We start from the raw sequence: 24,589 nt of genomic DNA on the forward strand, positions 1-24,589 counted from the left end.
CGTCAGCCAGAGACCTGTGTGCGCATTTTCTGTTACACAGGCCTCTGGAAGGTGTTCGAAAGTCGGTAGCGAGTTCAGGCAGCATCCAAAGCGCTTGGGGGAGCGTTGAATATCCCTTGGCTCCCGGTCCGATGCTGCATCACCGCTCGCCCCTTTCAGGACAGCTTCTAAGGAGCAGTCATGAGCTATGTGATCGACCGACGTCTCAATGGCAAGAACAAGAGCACGGTGAACCGCCAGCGGTTTCTGCGGCGTTACCGTGATCACATCAAGAAGGCTGTCGAAGAGGCAGTCAGCCGGCGTTCCATTACCGATATGGAACACGGCGAGCAGATCAGCATTCCCGGCCGCGACATCGACGAGCCGGTGCTTCACCACGGTCGCGGTGGCAAGCAGACCGTCGTACACCCAGGCAACAAGGAATTCACCAGCGGCGAGCACATCGCCCGTCCACCCGGAGGCGGCGGTGGCAGAGGCCCGGGCAAGGCCGGCAACTCCGGTGAAGGAATGGACGAATTCGTCTTTCAGATCACCCAGGAAGAATTCCTCGAGTTCATGTTCGAGGACCTTGAGCTGCCGAACCTGGTCAAGCGTAACCTGACCGGCACCGATACCTTCAAGACCGTACGCGCCGGGATCAGTAACGAAGGCAACCCGTCGCGGATCAACATCATCCGCACCTTGCGTTCGGCCCATGCACGGCGCATTGCCCTGTCCGGCAGCAGCCGGGCGAAACTGCGTGAAGCCAAAGAGGAATTGCTGCGGCTGAAGCAGGAAGAACCGGACAACTTCGGCGATATTCAGGAAATCGAGGCAGAAATCGAAAAACTCAGTGCGCGCATTCATCGCGTACCGTTCCTCGATACCTTCGACCTCAAGTACAACCTACTGATCAAGCAACCCAACCCCAGCTCGAAGGCCGTGATGTTCTGCCTGATGGACGTGTCCGGCTCCATGACCCAGGCAACCAAAGACATCGCCAAGCGCTTCTTTATCCTGCTGTACCTGTTCCTCAAGCGTAACTACGACAAGATCGACGTCGTGTTCATCCGCCATCACACCAGCGCCAGGGAGGTCGATGAGGAAGAGTTTTTCTACTCCCGCGAAACCGGCGGCACCATCGTTTCCAGCGCGTTGAAACTGATGCAGGAGATCATGGCCGAACGCTATCCGAGCAACGAGTGGAACATCTATGCCGCGCAAGCCTCCGATGGCGACAACTGGAATGACGACTCGCCAATCTGCCGTGACATCCTGATCAACCAGATCATGCCGTTTGTGCAGTACTACACTTACGTTGAGATCACCCCGCGTGAACACCAGGCCTTGTGGTTCGAATACGAACGCATCGCCGAAGCCTTTTCTGACACTTTTGCCCAGCAACAACTGGTCTCGGCCGGGGATATCTATCCGGTCTTCCGTGAACTCTTCCAGCGCAGGTTAGTGACATGACCGCCAAAGAGCAGAAGCGCCAACCCATTTCCACCGGCTCAGAATGGACGTTCGAGCTGATCCAGGCCTATGACCGCGAAATCAGCCGTATCGCGGCTCGCTACGCCCTCGATACCTACCCCAACCAGATCGAAGTGATCACAGCCGAGCAGATGATGGACGCCTACGCCTCTGTGGGCATGCCACTGGGGTATCACCACTGGTCCTACGGCAAACACTTCCTCAGCACCGAGAAATCCTACTCTCGCGGCCAGATGGGGCTGGCCTACGAGATCGTGATCAACTCTGACCCGTGCATTGCCTATCTGATGGAAGAAAACACCATCTGCATGCAGGCCCTGGTAGTGGCCCATGCCTGCTACGGGCACAACAGTTTCTTCAAAGGCAATTACCTGTTCCGCACCTGGACCGACGCCAGTTCGATCATCGATTATCTGGTGTTCGCCAAGCAGTACATCATGCAATGCGAAGAGCGCCACGGCATCGATGCGGTCGAGGACCTGCTGGACTCCTGCCATGCGCTGATGAACTACGGGGTAGACCGCTACAAACGCCCTTACCCGATATCCGCCGAAGAGGAACGTCGTCGGCAAAAGGATCGGGAAGAGCATTTGCAGAAGCAGATCAACGATCTGTGGCGCACCATTCCAAAAGGCGCGGACAAGTACAGCGACAAGGACAACGCGCGCTTCCCCGCCGAACCTCAGGAAAACATCCTGTACTTCATCGAAAAACATGCGCCGCTGCTGGAACCGTGGCAGCGCGAGATCGTACGCATCGTGCGCAAGATCGCGCAGTACTTCTATCCACAACGCCAGACCCAGGTGATGAACGAAGGCTGGGCCACGTTCTGGCATTACACCTTGATGAACGATCTGTACGACGAGGGCCTGGTCACCGACGGTTTCATGATGGAGTTCCTGACGTCCCACACCAGCGTGGTCTTTCAGCCGGGTTTCGACAGCCCGTACTACAACGGCATCAACCCCTACACCCTGGGCTTTGCGATGTACCGGGACATCCGGCGCATGTGTGAACACCCGACCGAAGAGGATTACCGCTGGTTCCCGGAAATCGCCGGTACCGATTGGCTATCGAGCATCAAGTTCGCCATGAGCAGCTTCAAGGATGAGAGTTTCATCCTGCAGTACCTTTCACCCAAGGTCATCCGCGACCTGAAGTTGTTCAGCATTCTCGATGACGACCAGAAGGACGATCTACTGGTGCCGGCCATTCACGATGAAGACGGCTACCGCACTATCCGTGAAACCCTGGCAGCGCAGTACAACCTGGGCAATCGCGAGCCCAACATCCAGATCTACAGCATCGACCGCCGTGGCGACCGTTCCCTGACCCTTCGTCACCAGCAACACGACCGCAAACCGCTGGGCGAGTCTACCGAGGAAGTGCTCAAGCACTTGCACCGTCTCTGGGGCTTCGACATTCACCTGGAAACCCTGCAAGGGGATCAGGTGATGAAAACCCACCATGTTCCGCCCAGAAGCGAGCACAACGAAGGCGATTACGGCCGGCTGGACCTGGCTGTCATCCATCTTTGATCCGGTTTCTGCCTCCGGAAGTTCGACGCAACGGTTATTCTGTCGAGCTAACGGAGGTTTTTTATGCAGATTTATAAAGTCGGCGGTGCGGTTCGTGATCGGCTGCTGGGCAAGCCTGTCACCGATATCGACTGGGTCGTGGTCGGGGCCACCACTGAAGAAATGCTCGCCAAGGGCTTTCGCCCGGTAGGAGCGGACTTCCCGGTGTTTCTTCATCCGAAAAGCGGTGAGGAATACGCCCTCGCCCGGACCGAACGTAAAAGCGGACGCGGCTATGGCGGCTTCACCTTTCACGCCAGCCCCGAAGTGACGCTTGAAGAAGACCTGATCCGTCGTGACCTGACAATCAACGCCATGGCCGAAGACGATCAGCAGAAGCTGACAGACCCCTATCATGGCCAACGCGACCTCGAGGCTCGCTTGCTTCGTCACGTTTCCCCCGCGTTTGCCGAAGATCCCCTCCGTGTTCTGCGTGTTGCGCGCTTCGCCGCACGATATGCCGAGCTCGGCTTTACCGTTGCACCAGAGACGCTGGAGCTGATGCGTGAGCTCAGCGAGTCAGGAGAACTCGAAGCGCTGACAGCAGAACGCAGCTGGAAGGAAATTTCCCGCGCACTGATGGAAGATCAGCCACAAGTGTTCATCCAGGTACTGCGCGACTGCGCCGCGCTGAAGGTGCTGATGCCGGAAGTCGACGCACTGTTCGGTGTCCCGCAGCCCGAAGCCCACCACCCGGAAATCGACACGGGCGCCCACACCTTGAGCGTGCTCGAACAAGCTGCACTGCACAAACAGCCGCTGACTGTGCGCTGGGCCTGCCTGCTGCATGACCTGGGGAAAGGACTGACGCCGGAAGAAGAATGGCCCCGGCACATCGCACACGAACACAAGGGCCTGAAGCTGATCAAAGCAGTCAATGAACGCTTCAAGGCGCCGAAGGACTGTCAGGAGCTGGCGCTGCTGGTGGGCCAATTTCACACTCACGGGCATCGCGCTCTTGAGCTAAAGCCTTCGACCTTGCTGGAGTTGTTGCAGAGTTTCGATGTTTACCGTCGGCCACAGCGGTTTGAAGAGTTTATTGCGGCGTGTGAAATGGACGCACGTGGGCGCAAAGGGCTGGAGCAGAGAAGTTATCCACAGGCGGATTATTTGCGTGGAGCGGCGAATGCTGCGCGAAGCGTGGCGGTTCAGCCGTTGCTGGAGAAGGGATTCAAGGGGCCGGAGCTGGGTGAGGCGATCAAGCGCGAGCGGCTCAAGGCGCTGAAAGCCTACAAGGAACAAATCTAAGCAAGATCAAGAGATCGCAGCCTTCGGCAGCTCCTACACAGGGAATATGCGTTTCTCTGTAGGAGCTGCCGGAGGCTGCGATCTTTTGCCTTAAAGGAAACTGGACGGGGTCAGCTGCACGCCGCGCCACTCAAACGCCACTGGTGCCAACACTTGATCAATCTGCGCTTCACTCCACAACGTCGCGAAGCTTTTGCCCACACCCGGATGCACACGATCCGGGGCAATCAGCGACAACGGCCACAGCACAAAGGCATTTTTCAGAATCTCGGCACGCGGCAGAATCAAACCATCGAAATTGCCCACCAGGTCGCCGAACAGCAACACGTCGATATCCAGTGGCAAACCCTTGCGGTCCGGCGCATAGCGGCCATTGTCCGCCTCAATGAATTTCAACCGGCGGTCCAACTCCATCAGCGGCAGATCGGTGTAAGCCGAAACCACAAAATTGAAGAACGGCCCGCTCTTGATCCCCACGGGCTGGCTTTCGAACACCGCCGAGCAGCGTATATCCACCAGAAAACCCGCCAGGGCTTCCAGGCCAGCCTGCAAATGGGTTTCGCGCTCGATATTGCTACCGAGCCCGAGATACACCTGAGTCAGCGACATCCGCGCTCGATCTCCACGCCCACACCACCGGTGGCCGCCGGGACGGCGCCTGGCTTGGTCAACTTGAGGCGCATCCAGGTGATGTTGAATTCGCTCATCAGCACTTCCACCAGTCGCTCGGCAAAGGTCTCGACCAGCTGGAACTGCGCCTGCTCGGCAAAGGCCTGGATGCGCGACGAAACGCTCGCGTAATCGAGCGCCAGGGTCAGGTCGTCACCGGCCGCGGCCGGGCGATTATCCCAGGCGAAGCTCAGATCAAGACGCAGGCACTGTCGGATGCCACGCTCCCAGTCGTAGGCACCAATCACGGTGTCGACTTCCAGGCCCTCGATAAACACTCTGTCCAAGCACTCTTCTCCGCTGCACGACAAGGGCGCAATGCGCCGTTAGAATCAGGGCGTCCTCGCCCGGAATAGTTAGCATGTTTTGGTTACTGGCGACCTTCGCCTACCTGCTCGGCTCTCTGTCCTTCGCCATTTTGCTCAGCCGCCTGACCGGTAACCCCGATCCGCGAATGAGTGGCTCGGGCAATGCCGGCGCCACCAACATGTTGCGCCTGGCCGGCAAGAAACTCGCCATCCTGACCCTCATCGGCGACCTCTGCAAAGGCCTGCTGCCGGTGTTGATCGCAGGCATTGCGGGCCTTTCGCTGCAAGAACAGGCCTGGATCGGCGTTTGCGCCGTCATCGGTCACCTGTTCCCCCTGTACTTTCGCTTTCGCGGCGGCAAGGGCGTCGCCACCGCCGCTGGCATGTTGCTGGGCCTTTACCCGCCTGCGGCCCTGCTGGCGGTCTGCGCGTGGCTGCTGACGTTCTTCCTGACCCGCACCAGCTCACTCGCCGCCCTGATCGCCACACCACTTACCCTGCCGCTGCTGGCCTGGCAAGAACCGGCGGCATTGCTGCCCATGAGCGCACTTACGGGGCTGATCGTCTGGCGTCATCGCGGCAATCTACGCGACCTGTTTGCCGGGCGCGAACGGCATTTTTAGATACCGCACGTGAACGCCGCTCATCACAGCCCCGACAATTGTTCCATCGGCCAGCGCGCCTGAACGCTGATCGCCAGGCTTTCATGCTGACCGGCCTGCAAACGCTGGCAGCCAGCGAACGCGATCATCGCGCCATTGTCGGTGCAGAACTCCGGACGGGCGTAAAAGACGTCGCCCTTCAGGTCGCCGAGCATTTTCTCCAGAGAAGAACGCAGCGCCTTGTTCGCGCTGACGCCGCCAGCGATCACCAGACGCTTCATACCCGCCTGTTTCAGGGCACGCTTGCACTTGATGGTCAAAGTCTCCACCACGGCCTGCTGGAACGCCAGCGCGATGTCGCAACGGGCTTGCTCGCTGTCGTCCCCGGCGTTGACGCTCTGCTGCCAGGTGTTCAGGGCAAATGTCTTCAGGCCGCTGAAGCTGAATGCCAGCCCCGGGCGGTCGCACATCGGACGCGGAAAGGTGAAACGCCCTGCAACGCCCTGTTCCGCCAGGCGAGCGATTTCCGGACCGCCCGGATAATTCAGCCCCATCATCTTTGCCGTCTTGTCGAACGCTTCACCGGCCGCATCATCAAGGGTCTCGCCCAAGAGCGTGTATTGACCGATCCCGTCGACCTGAACCAGCTGCGTATGACCGCCGGACACCAACAAAGCGACGAACGGGAACTCTGGTGGTTTCGACTCCAGCATTGGTGCCAGCAAGTGGCCTTCCATGTGGTGCACGCCAAGGGCCGGAATGCCCCAGGCAAAGGCCAGCGCCTGAGCGCAGGAAGCCCCCACCAGCAGCGCACCAACCAGCCCGGGACCCGCGGTGTAAGCAATCGCATCGATCTCGGTCGGCACACAGTCAGCTTCAGCCAACACCTGACGAATCAAGGGCAGCATGCGTTTGACGTGATCGCGCGACGCCAGCTCCGGCACCACGCCACCATAGGCGCGATGCAGGTCGATCTGGCTGAACAACGCATCGGCCAGCAGGCCGCGTTCACTGTCGTATAATGCGACACCTGTCTCGTCGCAAGAGGTTTCTAAGCCCAGTACTAGCATGGGTTTGCGCCCTGTTTAGGCTGAATTCGAAGGCGCGCATAATAGTCGCCACGGGATGCGCCGACTAGCGGTTTTCGATCAGAGGCTTTGCATTCCGGTCGATGAGGGGTTAACATCCGCAACCCTTAAAAACCGACGTCTTCAAGTGCTCTTTTGCCGCGAGGATGTTGACCCCGGTAATGAATGAAGGTAGCTCTGGATGCCAGCCGTCAAAGTAAAAGAGAACGAACCCTTCGACGTAGCTCTGCGTCGTTTCAAGCGCTCCTGCGAAAAAGCCGGTGTACTGGCTGAAGTTCGTAGCCGCGAATTTTACGAGAAGCCAACTTCTGAGCGTAAGCGCAAAGCAGCAGCCGCTGTTAAGCGTCACGCCAAGAAAGTTCAGCGCGAACAGCGCCGCGCCGTTCGTCTGTACTAATACACAGACGATCGTAGCAAGCTTCTGCCAAGCCCGGCCCTCAGCCGGGCTTATGGCATTTGCGGAAATCGCTTGATGCTTCACCGTCAAAGCCGCACATGCGACCGAGACAAACCCGCTTCACAGCGTCAGACCTGGCTCTTTTGCCAGCGGTGCACGTCTTTTCTGACGAGCCTTCCAAGGCTACTGACGAGCACACCCACTGATTCCTCTCACGACGATCAGCCCAAGGCACCTTCTTGCGTGCCCGCTTATGAGCTATCCGAGGCCATCGACTGGCCGCAGCGGATTCAGCGAAACACTTTCAAATAGTCGAATACTGATTGGCATTAACGTCAGTGGATTTTCGGCAGATACACTTCCCGACAGCGATTACGCAGACGACACTGGTCGAGCCGCACATTTTGCGCGCCTCAAACTACGACCTGTATTCGGCCGCCCTTCGTTTCGGGTCCATTTCAGCGCAGATGACGAGAACGCCATGGCCGGGCTAATTCCCCAGAGCTTCATTGACGACCTTCTGAACCGCACCGACATCGTCGATGTGGTCAGCTCGCGCCTGCAACTGAAAAAGGCCGGCAAGAACTACACTGCCTGCTGCCCGTTCCACAAAGAGAAAACCCCCTCCTTCAGCGTCAGTCCCGACAAGCAGTTCTATTACTGCTTCGGCTGCGGCGCTGGCGGAAACGCCCTCGGCTTCATGATGGACCACGACAACCTGGACTTCATCCAGGCTGTCGAAGAACTGGCCAAAGCCGCCGGCATGGAAATCCCCCGCGAAGAAAGCGGCCGGCCGCACAAACCGCGGCAGCCGACCGATTCGCCGCTATACCCGCTTCTCACCGCCGCCGCCGATTTCTACCGCCAGGCACTGAAAAGCCATCCATCGCGTAAAGCCGCTGTGGATTACCTGAAGGGTCGCGGACTGACCGGCGAGATTGCCCGGGATTTTGGCCTCGGTTTCGCCCCGCCTGGCTGGGACAATCTGTTCAAGCACTTGAGCAGCGACACCCTGCAACAGAAAGCCATGGTCGATGCCGGCCTGCTGATCGAAAACGCCGAAACCGGCAAACGCTATGACCGCTTCCGCGATCGCGTGATGTTTCCGATCCGCGACAGCCGCGGGCGCATCATCGCTTTCGGCGGCCGGGTACTGGGCGATGACAAACCGAAATACCTGAACTCACCGGAAACCCCGGTATTCCATAAGGGCCAGGAACTCTACGGCCTTTATGAAGCACGCAAAAACAACCGCAATCTCGATGAAATCATCGTCGTCGAAGGCTACATGGATGTCATAGCCCTCGCCCAACAAGGCTTGCGCAATGCCGTCGCCACGCTGGGCACCGCCACCAGCGAAGAGCATTTGAAACGACTGTTTCGCGTTGTGCCCAACGTGTTGTTCTGCTTCGACGGCGACCAGGCTGGCCGTAACGCCGCGTGGCGAGCGCTGGAGGCCACCCTGCCCTGCCTGCAAGACGGGCGCCGTGCACGTTTCCTGTTCCTGCCTGAGGGCGAGGACCCGGACACGCTGGTCCGCTCCGAAGGCACTGACGCGTTCCGCGCGCGAATCAATCAGCACGCACAGCCACTGGCAGATTATTTCTTTCAGCAGCTGACCGAGGAATCCGATCCGCGCTCGCTCGAAGGCAAGGCCCACATGGCCACCCTCGCCGCGCCGCTGATCGACAAGGTCCCGGGTGCGAACCTGCGCATCCTGATGCGTCAGCGCCTGACCGAAATCACCGGCCTCAGCGGCGAGGCCGTGAGCCAACTGGTACAAAGCGCGCCTCAAGACGCGCCACCGGCCTACGACCCGGGCATCGATTACGACGCCATGCCGGACTACAGCGACTACCATCAGCCGCAGGCACAAGAGATGTATGTGCCGCAGCAGGAATGGACGCCGAAGAAACCCGGTGCCGGCGGCAAGAAATGGGACAAGAAACCCTGGGACAAGAATGGCAAGCGTGGCGGTGATCGCGATCAACCGAGCGCTCCGCGCACACCGATTGCCGTGGAAGCCCCGACACTGATTGCACTTCGCACGCTCATTCATCACCCGGAACTGGCCGGCAAGGTAGAAACCGCCGATCACTTCGCCAATGAGAGCAACACCTACGCACAACTGCTGGTGGCCCTCATCGAGGCGGTGCAAAAAAATCCTAAGCTAAACTCAATTCAGTTAATGGCCCGCTGGCACGGGACTGAACAGGGTCGTCTGCTCAAAGCATTGGCGGAAAAGGAATGGCTGATTAAGGGCGATAACCTTGAACAACAGTTTTTAGACACCATTACTAGGCTATCAGCCGGTCAACACACCGATAGCCTTGAAGCACTTATCAGAAAAGCAAGGCAGCCAGGATTGACCGCAGAGGAAGCAAATCAGATCGCAAATCAGATGCGCGACCTATTAAAACGCAATATGGCTACACCAAACCCGACCTCAACTGGCGCGTGAGGTCATAGCTCAGGTATAATCCTCGGCTTGTTTTTTGCCCGCCAAGACCTTCAGTGGATAGGGTGTTATGTCCGGAAAAGCGCAACAGCAGTCTCGTATCAAAGAGTTGATCACACTTGGTCGTGAGCAGGGCTACCTGACTTACGCGGAGGTCAACGACCACCTGCCGGAGGATATTTCAGATCCGGAACAGGTGGAAGACATCATCCGCATGATCAATGACATGGGGATCAACGTATTCGAGGTTGCGCCAGATAAGGATTCCCTTATGCTGGCCGACGCCGATACCGACGAAGCCGCGGCCGAAGAGGCAGCAGCAGCGTTGGCAGCGGTCGAGACCGACATTGGTCGCACCACCGACCCAGTGCGCATGTACATGCGCGAAATGGGTACGGTAGAGCTCCTCACACGTGAAGGCGAAATCGAAATCGCCAAACGTATTGAAGAGGGCATCCGCGAAGTGATGGGCGCAATCGCGCACTTCCCTGGCACGGTTGACCATATTCTCTCCGAGTACACTCGCGTCACCACCGAAGGTGGCCGCCTGTCCGACGTCCTGAGCGGTTATATCGACCCGGACGACGGCATTGCGCCGCCTGCTGCAGAAGTGCCGCCGCCAGTCGATCCGAAAGCCGTGAAAGCGGACGACGACACCGACGACGATGACGCCGAAGCAACGGATGACGAAGAAGAAGCCGAAAGCGGTCCGGATCCGGTCATCGCGGCACAGCGTTTTGGCGCTGTCTCCGATCAGATGGAAATCACCCGCAAGGCGCTGAAAAAGCACGGTCGCAACAACAAGGCGGCGATTGCCGAACTGTTGCTGCTGGCTGAGCTGTTCATGCCGATCAAACTGGTGCCGAAGCAATTCGAAGGCCTGGTCGAGCGTGTTCGCAGTGCCCTGGATCGTCTGCGTCAGCAAGAGCGCGCGATCATGCAGCTGTGCGTTCGTGATGCCCGCATGCCGCGTGCCGATTTCCTGCGCCAGTTCCCGGGCAATGAAGTCGACGAAAGCTGGACCGATGCACTGGCCAAAGGCAAAAGCAAATACGCTGAAGCCATTGGTCGCCTGCAGCCGGACATCATTCGTTGCCAGCAGAAGCTGACCGCGCTGGAAACCGAAACCGGTTTGACGATCGCCGAGATCAAGGACATCAACCGTCGCATGTCGATCGGTGAGGCCAAGGCCCGCCGCGCGAAGAAAGAGATGGTTGAAGCGAACTTGCGTCTGGTGATCTCCATCGCCAAGAAGTACACCAACCGTGGCCTGCAATTCCTCGATCTGATCCAGGAAGGCAACATCGGTCTGATGAAAGCGGTAGACAAGTTCGAATACCGCCGCGGCTACAAATTCTCGACTTATGCCACCTGGTGGATCCGTCAGGCGATCACTCGCTCGATCGCCGACCAGGCCCGCACCATCCGTATTCCGGTGCACATGATCGAGACGATCAACAAGCTCAACCGTATTTCCCGGCAGATGTTGCAGGAAATGGGTCGCGAACCGACCCCGGAAGAGCTGGGCGAACGCATGGAAATGCCTGAGGACAAGATCCGCAAGGTATTGAAGATCGCTAAAGAGCCGATCTCCATGGAAACCCCGATCGGTGATGACGAAGACTCCCATCTGGGTGACTTCATCGAAGACTCGACCATGCAGTCGCCAATCGATGTTGCTACCGTTGAGAGCCTTAAAGAAGCGACTCGCGAAGTCCTGTCCGGCCTCACTGCCCGTGAAGCCAAGGTTCTGCGCATGCGCTTCGGTATCGATATGAATACCGACCACACCCTCGAGGAGGTTGGTAAACAGTTCGACGTGACCCGTGAACGGATTCGCCAGATCGAAGCCAAGGCGCTGCGCAAGCTGCGCCACCCGACGAGAAGCGAGCATTTGCGCTCCTTCCTCGACGAGTGATCACAAAACCCCCGGCCCAGGCCGGGGGTTTTGCTTTGTGCAGATAAAATCCCTCGCACCTCCCTCCCGCCGAATAGCCCGTCTACACTCGAAGCATTCCCCGAGCCATAACGAGACCGTTATGCCCAGACTGCCGACCGTGCTTTTTTTGCTGTCGCTGATGACCTGGACCGCAACGGCTGGCGCGCTGACTCTGACCGACGAAGAACGTAGCTGGCTGGCGGCCCACCCGGACTTGCGCCTGGGTGTGGATGCGTCATGGCCACCCTTCGAGTTTCGCGATGATCAGGGCCGCTATCAGGGCCTTGCGGCGGACTACATCGACCTGATCCGCCAACGCCTGGCTATCAAGCTCACGCCCATCGAACCCGTGAGCTGGACGGTTGTTCTCGAACAGGCCAAGCAAGCCAAACTGGACCTGTTACCGGGCATCATGTCGACCCCGGAACGCCAGGCATACCTGTCATTTACGCGTCCCTACCTCGACTTTCCAATTGTCATACTTGCCCACGTCGGCGGCGCGCAACCGCGCAAACTCGAAGACCTGTACGGCCTGAAAATCGCCGTGGTGGAAAACTACGCGCCCCATGAACTGCTGCGCACTCAGCATCCCGATCTGAACCTGGTCGGATTGCCCAACGTCAGCTCAGCCTTGCAGGCACTGGCGACCGATGAAGTGGACGCGGTGGTCGGCGATCTCGCCTCCAGTGTCTGGAGCCTGCGACAGCTCAAACTCGACGGACTGTATGTCAGCGGCGAAACGCCCTATCGCTATCAACTGGCCATGGGTGTGCCCCGGGAAAACAAGATTCTGGTCGGTATCCTCGACAAAGTCCTGGCAGACATGACCCCGGCTGAAATCAGCTCCATTCAGGAGCATTGGGTCGGCAATGTTCTCGATCATCGAACATTCTGGTCCGATCTGCTGGTGTACGGCCTGCCGGGACTGCTGCTACTGATGACGGTGCTGGCGGTCGTGATTCGGATCAACCGCCGCCTCAGTTCGGAAATCGCCCGCCGCGTCGACCTGGAACAGGAGCTGCGCAGCAGCGAATACCATTACCGCGGGCTGGTGGAGAGTCTTTCGGCCATTGCCTGGGAGGCGCGGATCACCGATTTCACCTACAGCTATGTGTCGCCCCACGCCGAAGAATTGCTCGGCTACCCCTTGGCCCATTGGCTGATTCCAGGCTTCTGGCGCAACATCATCCACCCCGCCGACCTGACCCGTGCCCAGACCTTCTGCGATCAGGAAGTGCTGGCCGGGCGCGATCACAGCCTCGATTACCGGGTCATCACTGCCGATGGACGCTGCATATGGGTACGCGACATCGTCAGCCTGATCGAGCACGGTCATGAGCCGGTGATGCGCGGCCTGATGATCGACATCAGCGAGGCCAAGCGCACCGAAGAGGCGCTGCGCCTGTCGGAACAGAAGTTCGCCTCGGTCTTCCAGCAATGCCCGGACATCCTGGTCATTGCGCGTCTTTCCGACGGCTGCCTGCTGGAGGTCAACGAAGCGTTTGAAGAACAGATCGGCCTCAAGGCAGAAGACGTCATCGGCCAGACGGCCACCGACCTCAATATCTGGGGCGTCCCCGGCGTCGGGCCGGGCTTGCTGCAACGCTTGCAGGCCGGCAGCATCCGTAACCTGGAAATGCCCTTTCGCCGCAACAATGGCCAGGTTTTTACCGGCCTGATCTCTGCCGAACCCTTCGACCTCGACACCACCCCGGCGCTGGTGGTGGTCGTGCGGGATATCAGCCAGCTCAAGGAAACCCAGCAACAGCTGCAAACCTCCGAAGAAAAATTCGCCAAGGCTTTCCACGCCTCGCCTGACGGTTTGTTGCTGTCCCGGCAGAGCGACGGTTTGCTGCTGGAGGTCAACGAGGGTTTCAGCCGCATTACCGGCTTCAATAGCGCGATGTCCGTGGACCGCTCGGCGTTGGAGTTGGGAATCTGGGTCAATCTCAACGAACGCAAACAGATGCTCGACCTGCTGCATCGGGACGGTTTCGTCCGCGACTTCAGTTGCCATATCCGTCGCAGCGACGGGCAGATCCGCCTCTGCGAAGTGTCGAGCCGTCCGCTGCCGATTGGCGACGAAGATTGCATGCTGACCATCGCGAGGGACATCACCGAGCGCCACCTGATGCAGGAAAAACTGCAACAGGCGGCGACCGTGTTCGAGAGCACCGCCGAGGGTGTGTTGATCACCGACACCCAGCAGCACATCAGCGCGGTCAACCGCGCGTTTACCGAAATCACCGGTTACAGCGAAAGCGAGGCCCTCGGCCACACCCCGCGCCTGCTCGCCTCGGGCCTGCATGACAGCGCTTTCTACGCGGCCATGTGGCATCAACTGACGGCCGAAGGCCATTGGCAGGGCGAGATTTCCAACCGGCGCAAGAACGGAGAGCTCTATCCGAGCTGGCTGACCATCAGCGCCGTGCGCAACCGCGACAAGTTCATCACCCACTTTGTCGCCGTATTCGCGGACATTTCCAGCCTCAAGCACGCGCAGGCCAAACTCGATTACCAGGCGCACCACGACCCGCTGACGGGCTTGCCGAACCGCACGCTGTTCGAGAGCCGACTGCTGACTGCACTCAACAATCAGCAGGAAAACGGCGGCCAGGGCGCCGTGTTGTTCCTCGATCTTGACCGCTTCAAACACATCAACGACAGCCTCGGCCACCCGGTCGGCGACCTGCTGCTCAAGGGCATCGCCGTGCGCCTCAAGGACCAGTTGCGCGACATCGATACCGTGGCGCGCCTCGGTGGTGACGAATTCATCATCCTGCTGCCCGGCCTGCAACAGTCGAGCGACGCCGACAACATCGCAACCAAGTTGCTCAACTGCTTCTCTGCGCCATTCCAGGCGGGCGAGCACGAGTTCTTCATCAGCGCCAGCATTGGCACCAGCCTCTACCCCAAGGACGGTTGCGACGTCGCCACACTGGTCAAGAACGCCGACGCGGCGATGTACCGCTCCAAAGCCAAGGGCCGCAACCGGGTCGAGAGCTATACCCGTGACCTGACCGCTCAGGCCAGCGAGCGGGTCGCACTGGAACACGAACTGCGCCGTGCCATCGAGCGCAATGAACTGTCGCTGCATTACCAGCCGAAAATCAGCCTGGACGACAATCGCCTGGTGGGGGCAGAAGCCCTCATCCGCTGGCATCACCCGACTTTCGGCGCCGTGCCGCCGGAGCACTTCATTCCCTTGGCCGAAGAGAACGGGATGATTCTGCAGATCGGCGACTGGGTGCTCGAGACCGCATGCCGGCAGATGTACGAATGGAATCTGACTTATGAATGCCTCGGCCCATTGTCAGTCAACCTCGCCGGCGCGCAGTTGCGCCAGCCCAACCTGCTCGGCCGGATCGAACAACTGCTCAAGGACAACCGTCTTCAGCCCGGATTATTGCAACTGGAAATTACCGAAAACTTCATCATGAGCCAGGCCGAGGAAGCGCTGGCGGTGCTGCATCAACTCAAACACCTGGGCGTGCAACTGGCCATCGATGACTTCGGAACCGGCTATTCATCCCTGAGTTACCTCAAGCGCCTGCCGCTGGACATCCTCAAGATCGACCAGTCGTTCGTCCGCGGCCTGCCGGATGACCCCCATGACGCGGCCATTGTTCGCGCGATCATCGCGCTGGGGCGCAGCATGCAATTCACCGTCATAGCCGAGGGCGTCGAGACGTTCGCGCAGCAGCAATTCCTCGCGGAGGAAGGCTGCGAACAGATTCAGGGCTACATCGTCAGCCTGCCCTTGCCGGCGGACGAATTCGCCGCGACGTTTCTTCGTATAGCCGTATCGGATTTTTCGGATAGCACAGCCGAGAAACCGTCGCTATAATCCGCGGCCTACTGAGGGCCTATAGCTCAGTTGGTTAGAGCAGAGGACTCATAATCCTTTGGTCCACGGTTCAAGTCCGTGTGGGCCCACCAAACAAAAAAGCCGCGCTGAATGCGCGGCTTTTTCGTGTCTGAATGACTGGTTTTTTTAGAACTGGTTCTTAAGTCGCTCAGCTTGCAAAGTTTTCGATCTTTACCTGCCCCTCAGGAAAGGTCGCGATGATTTCCAGTTCGCCGCCTCTTTTGAAACTTAGGAGAGCGCCTTCCAACCAGTGCGTTCAGCGTTTTTCTAATCGTTCGAGAGGAAAAAAGGCAAGGTGGGTATATGCGTTTGGCTCACCCATCCAACACTTCATCAATTGTGAAATCGCTCGCCGAGCCTGCTTTTGTTTACTTCTGGTGTCGGAATATCGGATGACGTCCGCAGACCTTGTAGGCAAACTCCGAATCGTCCTTTTTGGGCACTTTGATGCCTTGTTGCGCTTTTCTTCGACGGGATAGTCTCCGGACGTCGCTGACCATTCAGTGATCGGGCTTGGAAACCCGTCGAGCGTATGACAACAACGTGCCCAACATGACCGCAGACGTTTACGCCTGCAATCCTGTGTCATGGCGGCTGTGCGTGGGACGTCTTCGGACGTGCCGGTTTCCTAGGCTCCCGGTTTTCCAACCTGCGCACGGCCGCCACCCATTCGCTTGGAAACGAACATGGCGGCTCCTCAAGCTTAGGAGATAAACCATGAACAAATCAGATTCACCTCCGCCCTCAGAACTGAAAACCATCGGCCTCACCCCCTTCATCTACTGCTCGAACCAACCGCTGTTCCATGTCACGCGAGACGTTCCCCTCAGTGATGCGTTAGCCATGGCCTCCGATTTTCTGTTCCTTTCCAAGGAACTGACCAGAGACGCTGCCTTTAACCGCGATACCGACCGACATATCTGGGCCGCGCATTATTTGACGGCGATGAGCAAGGCAGTGATTGATGATGCGGTGAAGGTGCTGGAGCGAGTGCCCGATCGGACCGAGGCGAAGCCCAAAAAATAGCGACGAATTGGCCGTGGAATGAGCCCCGAGAATTCGGGGCTTTCACATCAGGATCGACCGGTGCGCTAAGCCCAGACACCCAACGCGGGAATGGCTTGCACTGGCCCCAACCGCTCAATCATTTCCCGGGTAAAAACGACCTCATACGTATCCGCCGCCCTGCCCCATTGCTCTACGATGACCATGCTGTCGACCAGCACGCTTCCCAATTCGGTAATCGTATCCGCCAGATCCTCGACGACTTCCTGAGTTCGACTCCATACACGATCCGTCATCGCTTTAAGCTCAGCCGAAATACGCTCAGATGACGCAGGTTCCGTTTCGGGACAGGTGATATTGCGCAGCAAATGCTGCAACTCTTTTACTTTGGCGTAATCCTGCTCCGCCCCCTGAGCGCCTTTCAGGATGGCAACGGCTTTCGACTTGTCGACGCGCTTCCCGGATGAAGACAATGTCTGCCCCATAGCGCCGGCCAACAGGACCATCATCCGCGCTTCCAAATGCGCTTTCATTGCTTCCATCGACGAAATCGGGCGCGCCAGGGTAATGGCGGCGCCCCCTTGATGCCGCAAGTCCATGGTCACCGACAGGGTCACGCCGCCCGTTGCAAACCCCAATGCGCGGGCCACGACGTAGTGGCCCATTTCGTGATGGGCGATCTGTAATGCGTGATCCCGTACAACGGAAGGCATCCTGTTCGTCATGTCCATCGCCTCACATCCCTCGATAGCCCATTCGACTATGCCTGACGGTTTGCGTCCACCCTCCCAGCGTTGCGCGCCGGTGTCGGTGTCCAGTGCGAAGACTTTGCCGTAGACGGTGCAGGTGTAGGCCGTCTCGCAAGTGAAAATGCCTGAACGGTACTGAGGCTAGACCAAACATCCTGCATGCGATTGGTGCTGTAACATGCGGACCCATTGATGTGTGTTGCTGGAGACAACCTTTGCCTGACACTCGCCCGCCTGTGCTTGACGAAATCGACCGCCAATTGATCGCGGCCCTGCAGCTCAATGCCCGCGAAAGCGTGGCCATGCTCGCCCGGCAGCTGGGCATCGCTCGTACCACCGTGACGTCACGGCTGGCGCGGCTGGAAAAAGCCAAGGTCATCACCGGGTATGGCGTGAGGTTGGGTCAACGGGTGGTGGACGGCGGCTTGCAGGCGTACGTCGGGATCACGGTGCAACCGCGCTCGGGCAAGGAAGTGTTGCGGCGGTTGAGTGCGATGGCACAGGTGCAGCAGTTGTGTGCGGTCAGTGGTGAATTTGATTATGTGGCGTGGTTAAGGACCGATTCGCCGGAGCAGCTGGATCAGTTGCTGGATCAGATCGGGAGCGTGGATGGGGTGGAGAAGACGACCACGTCGATCATTTTGAGCAGCAAGATTGATCGCGGGCAGCCGGTTTAAACGATTCCCTGTGGGAGCGAGCCTGCTCGCGATAGCGGTGTGCCACTGAAAATAAAACTAACTGACACACCGCTATCGCGAGCAGGCTCGCTCCCACATTGATCAGTGTGTATCGCCAGATCGTCACTTTGATCAATTAATTAGCAAAACGACGACACATTGCGTCTTATTAACGTGTTCTACGCTCTCTAGAATGGCTGCCATCTTTTCCTATACTCAGACGCGCATCCCGCGTCCGGTCGCCAGCAAGGTCAGCCATGAACAAGAACAATCGCCATCCTGCAGACGGTAAGAAACCAGTCACCATTTTCGGTCCGGACTTTCCATTTGGCTTCGACGACTGGATCGAGCACCCGGCCGGCCTCGGCAGTATTCCCGAGCACAACCACGGCGCCGAAGTGGCGATTGTCGGCGCAGGCATTGCCGGATTGGTCGCTGCCTATGAACTGATGAAACTGGGCCTCAAGCCCGTCGTCTACGAAGCCTCTAAATTGGGCGGCCGCCTGCGTTCCCAGGCGTTCAACGGGACCGATGGCATCGTCGCCGAACTGGGCGGCATGCGCTTCCCGGTGTCGTCCACGGCGTTTTACCACTATGTCGACAAGCTCGGTCTCGAGACCAAACCCTTTCCCAATCCGCTGACGCCGGCCTCTGGCAGCACCGTGATCGACCTGGAAGGCAAAACCCACTACGCACAGAAGCTGGCCGATCTTCCTGCATTGTTCCAGGAAGTGGCTGACGCCTGGGCCGACGCCCTGGAAGCCGGCTCGCAGTTCTCCGATATCCAGCAAGCGATCCGCGAACGTGACGTGCCGCGCCTCAAAGAGCTCTGGAACACCCTGGTCCCGCTGTGGGACGACCGCACGTTCTACGACTTTGTCGCCACCTCGGAAGCCTTCGCCAAGCTCTCGTTCCATCACCGCGAAGTGTTCGGCCAGGTCGGTTTCGGCACCGGCGGCTGGGACTCGGACTTCCCGAACTCGATGCTGGAAATCTTCCGCGTCGTGATGACCAACTGCGACGATCACCAACATCTGGTCGTCGGCGGCGTCGAACAAGTGCCGCAAGGCATCTGGCGCCATGTGCCGGAGCGTTGCGTGCACTGGCCCGCAGGCACCAGCCTCAAGTCGCTGCACCGAGGCGCGCCACGCTCCGGGGTTAAAAAAATCGCTCACGCCCCGGACGGTCGTTTTGCGGTCACCGATAACAACGGCGACACCCGCGAGTACGCCGCAGTACTGACCACCTGCCAGAGCTGGCTGCTGACCACGCAGATCGAATGCGACGAAACCCTGTTCTCGCAAAAGATGTGGATGGCCCTCGACCGCACCCGCTACATGCAGTCGTCGAAAACCTTCGTGATGGTTGACCGCCCGTTCTGGAAGGACAAGGATCCGGAAACAGGTCGCGACCTGATGAGCATGACCCTCACCGATCGCCTGACCCGTGGCACTTACCTGTTCGACAACGGTGACGACAAGCCCGGGGTAATCTGCCTGTCGTACTCGTGGATGAGTGACGCGCTGAAAATGCTGCCGCACCCGGTGGAAAAACGCGTCGAACTGGCCTTGAACGCGCTGAAAAAGATCTACCCGAAAGTCGATATTGCGGCGCGAATCATCGGCGATCCGATCACCGTATCGTGGGAAGCCGACCCGCATTTCCTCGGGGCTTTCAAAGGCGCACTGCCCGGCCACTATCGCTACAACCAGCGCATGTATGCTCACTTCATGCAGGACGACATGCCGGCCGAACAACGCGGGATTTTCATCGCTGGCGACGACGTTTCGTGGACGCCGGCGTGGGTCGAAGGCGCGGTGCAGACCTCGCTCAATGCGGTGTGGGGCATCATGAAACACTTCGGCGGTGAAACTCACGCCGAGAACCCGGGTCCAGGAGATGTGTTCAACGAGATCGGTCCGATCGCCCTGCCCGAGTAAAAGGAGTTCCAAATGCGCGTAGCCCTTTACCAATGTCCGCCGCTGCCCCTGGACGTCGCCGGCAACCTGCAACGCCTGCATCAACTGGCGCTGGAGGCCAAAGGTGCCGACTTGCTGGTGCTGCCGGAGATGTTTTTGACCGGTTACAACATCGGCGTCGATGCCGTCAGCGTCCTGGCGGAGGTGCACAACGGTGAGTCGGCACAGCAGATCGCGCGCATTGCCAAAACGGCAGGGATTGCCATTTTGTACGGCTATCCCGAGCGCACTGCGGACGGGCAGATCTACAACGCCGTGCAATTGATCGACGCCAACGGCGAGCGCCTGTGCAACTACCGCAAGACTCACCTGTACGGCGACCTCGATCACTCGATGTTCAGCGCCGGGCAGGGTGATTTTCCGCTGGTGGAGCTCAACGGCTGGAAGCTGGGTTTCCTGATCTGCTACGACGTTGAGTTTCCGGAAAATGCGCGGCGGCTGGCCCTGGCCGGCGCCGAGCTGATTCTGGTACCGACAGCGAACATGATTCCTTACGACTTCGTCGCCGACGTCACCGTGCGCGCCCGCGCCTTCGAAAACCAGTGTTACGTGGCGTATGCCAATTACTGCGGAAACGAAGGCGACATCCACTACTGCGGCCAAAGCAGCATCGCCGCACCGGATGGCAGCCGCATCGCTCAGGCGGGCCTTGATGAAGCGCTGATTGTCGGTGAGCTGGATCGTCAGTTGATGGTCGATTCCCGCGCCGCCAACCGCTACTTCCTCGATCGCCGCCCGGAGCTTTACGGCGAGCTTAACAAGCGCTGATCGACCGTTATCCGCTAGCATTAGCGCTTCCCTGTTCTGGAAGTGCTCATGCCTGCGCTGAATCCCCCTCGCCCTCACACTGAAACCCTGGCCAACGGTCTGCGGGTGACGCTGCGTCATGCCCCGAATCTGAAGCGTTGTGCGGCCGCGTTACGGGTTGCTGCAGGCAGTCACGACGTGCCGCTGGCTTGGCCCGGCCTGGCGCATTTTCTTGAACATCTGTTGTTTCTCGGTACCGCGCGTTTTCCTGCGGAACAAGGCCTGATGGCCTACGTGCAAGGTCACGGCGGGCAGGTGAATGCACGGACCAGCGAGCGCACCACGGACTTCTTTTTCGAACTGCCGCCACAGGCGTTTAGCGGTGGGCTGGAACGTCTGTCGGACATGCTCGCTCATCCGCGCATGAATCCGGAGGATCAGCAGCGGGAGCGGGAAGTGTTGCAGGCAGAGTTTGTCGCCTGGTCGCAGGACGCGACGGCGCAACAGCGCCAGGCGCTGTTCGATGGACTTTCACCGACTCATCCGTTGCGCGGCTTTCATGCCGGCAACCGCGACAGCCTGCCGGTGCCGAAGCCAGAATTTCAGAATGCGTTGAAAGATTTCCATCAACGGTTTTATCAGACCGGGCAGATGACGCTGAGCCTGGCCGGCCCGCAAAGTATCGAAGAGCTCAAGCAAATGGCGCTGAGTTTCGGCGCGGCGATTCCCGTGGGAGCAGTCGTCCCGCAACAGGCTCCTGTGCCGCTGATGGAATCTTCGGAGGCAAGTTATCAACAGGTGAACGAGCGCAGGCTTGATCTGCTGTTTACCTTCGAATCGCTGCCCACTTCATCGACCGAAGCCTTGGCGTTTCTGTGCCATTGTTTGAACGCTTCGAAGCCCGGCGGGCTGCTGGCCGAATTGCGCGCACGTGGTTTGGCTGAGCACTTGAACGCCGAGCCGCTGTACCAATTTGCCGGACAAGCCGTGCTGCACGTTGAACTCACAACAACCGCGCCGGCGAGCGTCCTGCACGAGAAGCTGCTGGATTGGCTGGGCTTTTTTGCCTCGCAGCAAGACTGGGCCGCTCTGCGTGAAGAGTACGCGGTCGTGATTCAGCGTCAGCAACTCGTCAGCGGCGCGCTGCAACTCGCCCGACTCGACAGCGAACAGTTGGAAACCAGCCTGTCCGAGCACGGCGTTGCAGCGCTCAAGAGCATCCTGAAGAAAATCGGCGCTGTGGATAACTTCAGCGGCGAATGGCAACTGCCAACACCGAATCCATTCTTGCGCACCGAAGCGCCGCCCCAAAACGCCGGGTTGATTCGCGGGCAAACCAGCAAGCACCGTGGCTTGCGCACATTCGCCCAGGACCGTTCACGCAGCCGTCGTGAACATTCTCCCATGCAGTTCAGCCAGGCCTTGCCGGATAACACCGCGGAAGGCGCCATTTATTTGCGCTGGCGGCTCGAGGCCGAACCTCATCCCCGCCTTCAGCAGCGCCTGGAAAACAACCTGCAGCCACTGCGCGAGGATGCACGCCAGGCAGGTGTCGATTTTTCCTTCAGCGCGTCGGGCAACGAATGGCTGCTGAAGGTGACCGGACTGCAGGAACCGATGCCGAGCGTTCTCGAACATGCACTGAAAGAGCTGACACAACCTGCCAGCGATTTCTCACAGGAAGAATCGAGAAGCCCTGCGCTGATCCCGATCAAACAACTGCTCAAGGCGTTGCCCAATCTTCTCGTTGATCACAGCGGTGTCTCTGAAGACCTGCAGCAGTTATGGTCAAGTGCGCGCTGGGAAGGTCTGGCGACAGGCCTTTCAGCACCCACTCAAGCAGCAATGGGCCTGGCCCTGAGCCGGGTGCCAGGCGTTGCGGACACCCAACCGTCCACGCCGATCTCGATCAACTCACAGCGCCTCTGGACAACGCTCGACAGCGACTCCAGCGAACACGCGTTGTTGCTGTTCTGTCCGACAGCTACCCAGGACATCGGCGATGAAGCCGCCTGGCGTTTGTTGGCGCTTGTCTGTCAGACGCCGATCTATCAGCGCCTGCGCGTGGAGCTGCAATTGGGTTACGCGGTGTTCAGCGCACTGCGTCAGATCCATGGGCAGACCGGAATCCTGCTTGGCGTGCAGTCGCCCGGCACCTCGCCATTGAAGTTGCTGGAACACATGGAGTGCTTCCTGAGCGACCTGCCCGGGTTGGTCGAGGGGATCGACGAGGCGGCTTTCATCGCCCAGCGCCAGGCGTTGGCCGATCAATTCGACATCGCGGCCTTACCCTTGGCCCAGGCTGCCGAACTGCTCTGGCAAGGCAAGCTGGCAGGCCGCTCGTCGGATTACCTGACGCAGCTGACCTTGTCGATTCTGGCCACCGACCGCCCCGCGCTGATCGCCGCCGCCCATCGACTGAACAACGCCGAGGGTGGCTGGCGCTGCCTGGCCAGCAGTTCGGAACCGGAAGCGCCTTGGCAAGTGACGAAATGATCATTACCGCTGGTGCAATTAGCTTTTTCCGAGAATGCAGGCCTTTCGCTCTGTAATTTTGAGTAACATAGCCACCTAACTATCTGAACATCTCCGGCTGGAGGTGGACTATATGTATAGATCTCAACTGTCCCATCACCTGAAGGAGCGCTCCCATGTCCTGGTCCAAACCTGCTTACACCGACCTGCGTATCGGCTTTGAAGTCACCATGTACTTCGCAAGCCGCTAAGTTTGTCTTGCAGTTCAGCGCCTCGGTTTGCCGAGGCGTTTTTATTTTCAGCGTTGAAATTGATGGAGCGGCCATGTTTGTCCAGATTCTAGGTTCCGCCGCCGGCGGCGGTTTCCCGCAGTGGAACTGCAACTGCGTGAACTGCGCGGGTTTTCGCGACGGGAGCCTGAACGCCAAGGCGCGGACCCAGTCGTCCATCGCGATTTCTGATGATGGCGTGAACTGGGTACTGTGCAATGCCTCGCCGGACATCCGTGCCCAGCTCCAGAGTTTCACCCCGATGCAACCGGGGCGCGCCCTGCGCGATACCGGCATCAGCGCGATCATCCTGATGGACAGCCAGATTGATCACACCACCGGCCTGCTCAGCCTGCGCGAGGGTTGCCCGCACAACGTCTGGTGCACGGACATGGTCCATGAAGACCTGAGCACCGGTTTCCCGCTGTTCACCATGCTGACCCACTGGAACGGCGGGCTGAACTGGAACCGCATCGAACTCGACTGCAGCTTCACCATCCCGGCGTGCCCGAGTCTGCGCTTCACCCCGTTGCCACTGCGCAGCGCTGCGCCGCCTTACTCGCCGCACCGCTTCGACCCGCATCCGGGCGACAACATCGGACTGATCGTCGAAGACCTGAACACCGGCGGCAAGCTGTTCTACGCGCCGGGCCTGGGCAAGGTCGACGCACCGCTGCTGGAGATCATGGCCGGCAGCGACTGCCTGCTGGTGGACGGCACGATGTGGGACGATGACGAAATGCAGCGCCGTGGCGTCGGCACCCGAACTGGCCGGGAAATGGGTCACCTGGCGCAAAACGGCCCCGGCGGCATGCTGGAAGTGCTGGAAAAACTGCCCAGGCAGCGCAAGGTGCTTATCCATATCAACAATACCAACCCGATCCTCGATGAGGATTCGCCGGAGCGTGCCGAGCTGGTTCGGCGCGATGTTGAAGTGGCGTATGACGGCATGAGTATTGTGTTGTAGGGCATCGAGACCGCTGCGCGGTCTATCGCCAGCAGGCTGGCTCCCACAGGGGAATGCGATCAACTGTGGGAGCCGGCCTGCTGGCGATGAGGCC

Annotated in this window: 19 protein-coding genes and 1 tRNA gene; 16 read left to right on the top strand and 4 right to left on the bottom strand. The window is 59.1% G+C overall.

The genetic code is table 11. From position 1 onward, the window contains the following. The first annotated feature begins 180 nt into the window (after positions 1-180). The 3 genes from ACM1ZW_RS06140 (at position 181) to ACM1ZW_RS06150 (ending at position 4,298) form a co-directional block, all read left to right on the top strand. Complete coding sequence (locus tag ACM1ZW_RS06140; protein WP_007980218.1) at positions 181-1,452, top strand: YeaH/YhbH family protein; 1,272 nt, start codon at positions 181-183, stop codon at positions 1,450-1,452. Then, positions 1,449-3,011 carry a SpoVR family protein gene (locus ACM1ZW_RS06145; RefSeq protein WP_017341121.1) on the top strand — a complete coding sequence of 521 codons (1,563 nt, stop codon included), beginning with the start codon at positions 1,449-1,451 and terminating at the stop codon, positions 3,009-3,011. The genes ACM1ZW_RS06140 and ACM1ZW_RS06145 overlap by 4 nt, the downstream gene beginning before the upstream one ends. Positions 3,012-3,074: 63 nt before the next feature. Further along, positions 3,075-4,298 (top strand): multifunctional CCA addition/repair protein, encoded by a 1,224-nt coding sequence (locus ACM1ZW_RS06150; protein WP_017341122.1) that lies wholly within the window; start codon positions 3,075-3,077, stop codon positions 4,296-4,298. 90 nt (positions 4,299-4,388) lie between these two features. Here the strand turns inward: ACM1ZW_RS06150 and folK are convergent, their stop codons facing one another. Both folK and folB read right to left on the bottom strand, forming a co-directional pair. Continuing rightward, positions 4,389-4,907, bottom strand: a complete 519-nt coding sequence (gene folK / locus ACM1ZW_RS06155) for a 2-amino-4-hydroxy-6-hydroxymethyldihydropteridine diphosphokinase (protein ID WP_017341123.1) — start codon at positions 4,905-4,907, stop codon at positions 4,389-4,391. Then, positions 4,898-5,254 (bottom strand): dihydroneopterin aldolase, encoded by a 357-nt coding sequence (folB, locus tag ACM1ZW_RS06160; protein WP_008027044.1) that lies wholly within the window; start codon positions 5,252-5,254, stop codon positions 4,898-4,900. Before folB ends, folK begins: the two co-directional genes overlap by 10 nt. A 74-nt stretch (positions 5,255-5,328) precedes the next feature. Between folB and plsY the strand changes: the two genes are divergently transcribed. Then, a complete protein-coding gene (gene plsY / locus ACM1ZW_RS06165) occupies positions 5,329-5,898 on the top strand; it encodes a glycerol-3-phosphate 1-O-acyltransferase PlsY (RefSeq protein WP_017341125.1) in 570 nt (189 codons plus the stop codon). A 23-nt stretch (positions 5,899-5,921) separates the two neighbouring features. On the opposite strand, the gene tsaD is transcribed toward plsY, so the two are convergent. Next, positions 5,922-6,947, bottom strand: coding sequence for a tRNA (adenosine(37)-N6)-threonylcarbamoyltransferase complex transferase subunit TsaD (gene tsaD / locus ACM1ZW_RS06170; RefSeq protein ID WP_017341126.1), 1,026 nt, complete (start codon positions 6,945-6,947; stop codon positions 5,922-5,924). Positions 6,948-7,146: 199 nt separating this feature from the next. Between tsaD and rpsU the strand changes: the two genes are divergently transcribed. The 6 genes from rpsU to ACM1ZW_RS06200 all read left to right on the top strand — a co-directional run bounded on the left by rpsU (position 7,147) and on the right by ACM1ZW_RS06200 (position 16,653). Further along, positions 7,147-7,362 (top strand): 30S ribosomal protein S21, encoded by a 216-nt coding sequence (gene rpsU / locus ACM1ZW_RS06175; RefSeq protein WP_002551877.1) that lies wholly within the window; start codon positions 7,147-7,149, stop codon positions 7,360-7,362. A gap of 481 nt (positions 7,363-7,843) precedes the next feature. Continuing rightward, on the top strand, positions 7,844-9,823 hold the full coding sequence (gene dnaG, locus ACM1ZW_RS06180) for a DNA primase (protein WP_017341127.1): 1,980 nt from the start codon (positions 7,844-7,846) through the stop codon (positions 9,821-9,823). A gap of 67 nt (positions 9,824-9,890) precedes the next feature. Next, positions 9,891-11,738 carry an RNA polymerase sigma factor RpoD gene (rpoD, locus tag ACM1ZW_RS06185; RefSeq protein WP_017341128.1) on the top strand — a complete coding sequence of 616 codons (1,848 nt, stop codon included), beginning with the start codon at positions 9,891-9,893 and terminating at the stop codon, positions 11,736-11,738. Positions 11,739-11,859: 121 nt separating this feature from the next. Next, entirely contained in the window at positions 11,860-15,606 is a 3,747-nt protein-coding gene (locus ACM1ZW_RS06190; protein ID WP_414879263.1) for a bifunctional diguanylate cyclase/phosphodiesterase, read from the top strand. A gap of 15 nt (positions 15,607-15,621) precedes the next feature. After that, positions 15,622-15,698 (top strand) — tRNA-Ile (locus ACM1ZW_RS06195). Positions 15,699-16,344: 646 nt separating this feature from the next. Further along, positions 16,345-16,653: a DUF3077 domain-containing protein gene (locus ACM1ZW_RS06200; RefSeq protein WP_414880222.1), complete on the top strand. Its 309-nt coding sequence runs from the start codon at positions 16,345-16,347 to the stop codon at positions 16,651-16,653. 65 nt (positions 16,654-16,718) lie between these two features. Here ACM1ZW_RS06200 and ACM1ZW_RS06205 read toward each other — a convergent pair whose 3' ends face one another. After that, positions 16,719-17,357, bottom strand: coding sequence for a peptidase M41 (locus tag ACM1ZW_RS06205; protein WP_416740802.1), 639 nt, complete (start codon positions 17,355-17,357; stop codon positions 16,719-16,721). Between the two features lie 239 nt (positions 17,358-17,596). On the opposite strand from ACM1ZW_RS06205, the gene ACM1ZW_RS06210 reads away from it, so the two are divergent. From ACM1ZW_RS06210 to pqqB, 6 genes are all read left to right on the top strand, one after another. Next, on the top strand, positions 17,597-18,058 hold the full coding sequence (locus ACM1ZW_RS06210; RefSeq protein WP_031319160.1) for an Lrp/AsnC family transcriptional regulator: 462 nt from the start codon (positions 17,597-17,599) through the stop codon (positions 18,056-18,058). 257 nt (positions 18,059-18,315) lie between these two features. Further along, entirely contained in the window at positions 18,316-19,998 is a 1,683-nt protein-coding gene (locus ACM1ZW_RS06215) for a flavin monoamine oxidase family protein (RefSeq protein WP_414884032.1), read from the top strand. A gap of 12 nt (positions 19,999-20,010) precedes the next feature. Then, on the top strand, positions 20,011-20,805 hold the full coding sequence (locus ACM1ZW_RS06220; RefSeq protein WP_414880221.1) for a carbon-nitrogen hydrolase family protein: 795 nt from the start codon (positions 20,011-20,013) through the stop codon (positions 20,803-20,805). A gap of 48 nt (positions 20,806-20,853) precedes the next feature. Continuing rightward, on the top strand, positions 20,854-23,280 hold the full coding sequence (pqqF, locus tag ACM1ZW_RS06225; protein ID WP_416740312.1) for a pyrroloquinoline quinone biosynthesis protein PqqF: 2,427 nt from the start codon (positions 20,854-20,856) through the stop codon (positions 23,278-23,280). A gap of 155 nt (positions 23,281-23,435) precedes the next feature. Then, positions 23,436-23,510, top strand: coding sequence for a pyrroloquinoline quinone precursor peptide PqqA (pqqA, locus tag ACM1ZW_RS06230; RefSeq protein WP_009045898.1), 75 nt, complete (start codon positions 23,436-23,438; stop codon positions 23,508-23,510). A gap of 73 nt (positions 23,511-23,583) precedes the next feature. Beyond that, on the top strand, positions 23,584-24,495 hold the full coding sequence (gene pqqB, locus ACM1ZW_RS06235; protein WP_017341138.1) for a pyrroloquinoline quinone biosynthesis protein PqqB: 912 nt from the start codon (positions 23,584-23,586) through the stop codon (positions 24,493-24,495). Positions 24,496-24,589 lie beyond the last annotated feature (94 nt).

The sequence above is a fragment of the Pseudomonas sp. NFX71 genome, assembly GCF_048079215.1.
GTDB classification, from domain to species: domain Bacteria; phylum Pseudomonadota; class Gammaproteobacteria; order Pseudomonadales; family Pseudomonadaceae; genus Aquipseudomonas; species Aquipseudomonas fluorescens_B.

Coding starts and splice junctions, on each gene's coding strand:
- ACM1ZW_RS06205 (WP_416740802.1), bottom strand. CDS start 17,357: ATGACGAACAGGATGCCTTCCGTTGTACGGGATCACGCATTACAGATC.
- rpsU (WP_002551877.1), top strand. CDS start 7,147: ATGCCAGCCGTCAAAGTAAAAGAGAACGAACCCTTCGACGTAGCTCTG.
- ACM1ZW_RS06140 (WP_007980218.1), top strand. CDS start 181: ATGAGCTATGTGATCGACCGACGTCTCAATGGCAAGAACAAGAGCACG.
- dnaG (WP_017341127.1), top strand. CDS start 7,844: ATGGCCGGGCTAATTCCCCAGAGCTTCATTGACGACCTTCTGAACCGC.
- ACM1ZW_RS06145 (WP_017341121.1), top strand. CDS start 1,449: ATGACCGCCAAAGAGCAGAAGCGCCAACCCATTTCCACCGGCTCAGAA.
- folK (WP_017341123.1), bottom strand. CDS start 4,907: ATGTCGCTGACTCAGGTGTATCTCGGGCTCGGTAGCAATATCGAGCGC.
- ACM1ZW_RS06150 (WP_017341122.1), top strand. CDS start 3,075: ATGCAGATTTATAAAGTCGGCGGTGCGGTTCGTGATCGGCTGCTGGGC.
- pqqF (WP_416740312.1), top strand. CDS start 20,854: ATGCCTGCGCTGAATCCCCCTCGCCCTCACACTGAAACCCTGGCCAAC.
- pqqB (WP_017341138.1), top strand. CDS start 23,584: ATGTTTGTCCAGATTCTAGGTTCCGCCGCCGGCGGCGGTTTCCCGCAG.
- tsaD (WP_017341126.1), bottom strand. CDS start 6,947: ATGCTAGTACTGGGCTTAGAAACCTCTTGCGACGAGACAGGTGTCGCA.
- ACM1ZW_RS06215 (WP_414884032.1), top strand. CDS start 18,316: ATGAACAAGAACAATCGCCATCCTGCAGACGGTAAGAAACCAGTCACC.
- plsY (WP_017341125.1), top strand. CDS start 5,329: ATGTTTTGGTTACTGGCGACCTTCGCCTACCTGCTCGGCTCTCTGTCC.
- rpoD (WP_017341128.1), top strand. CDS start 9,891: ATGTCCGGAAAAGCGCAACAGCAGTCTCGTATCAAAGAGTTGATCACA.
- ACM1ZW_RS06200 (WP_414880222.1), top strand. CDS start 16,345: ATGAACAAATCAGATTCACCTCCGCCCTCAGAACTGAAAACCATCGGC.
- ACM1ZW_RS06220 (WP_414880221.1), top strand. CDS start 20,011: ATGCGCGTAGCCCTTTACCAATGTCCGCCGCTGCCCCTGGACGTCGCC.
- ACM1ZW_RS06190 (WP_414879263.1), top strand. CDS start 11,860: ATGCCCAGACTGCCGACCGTGCTTTTTTTGCTGTCGCTGATGACCTGG.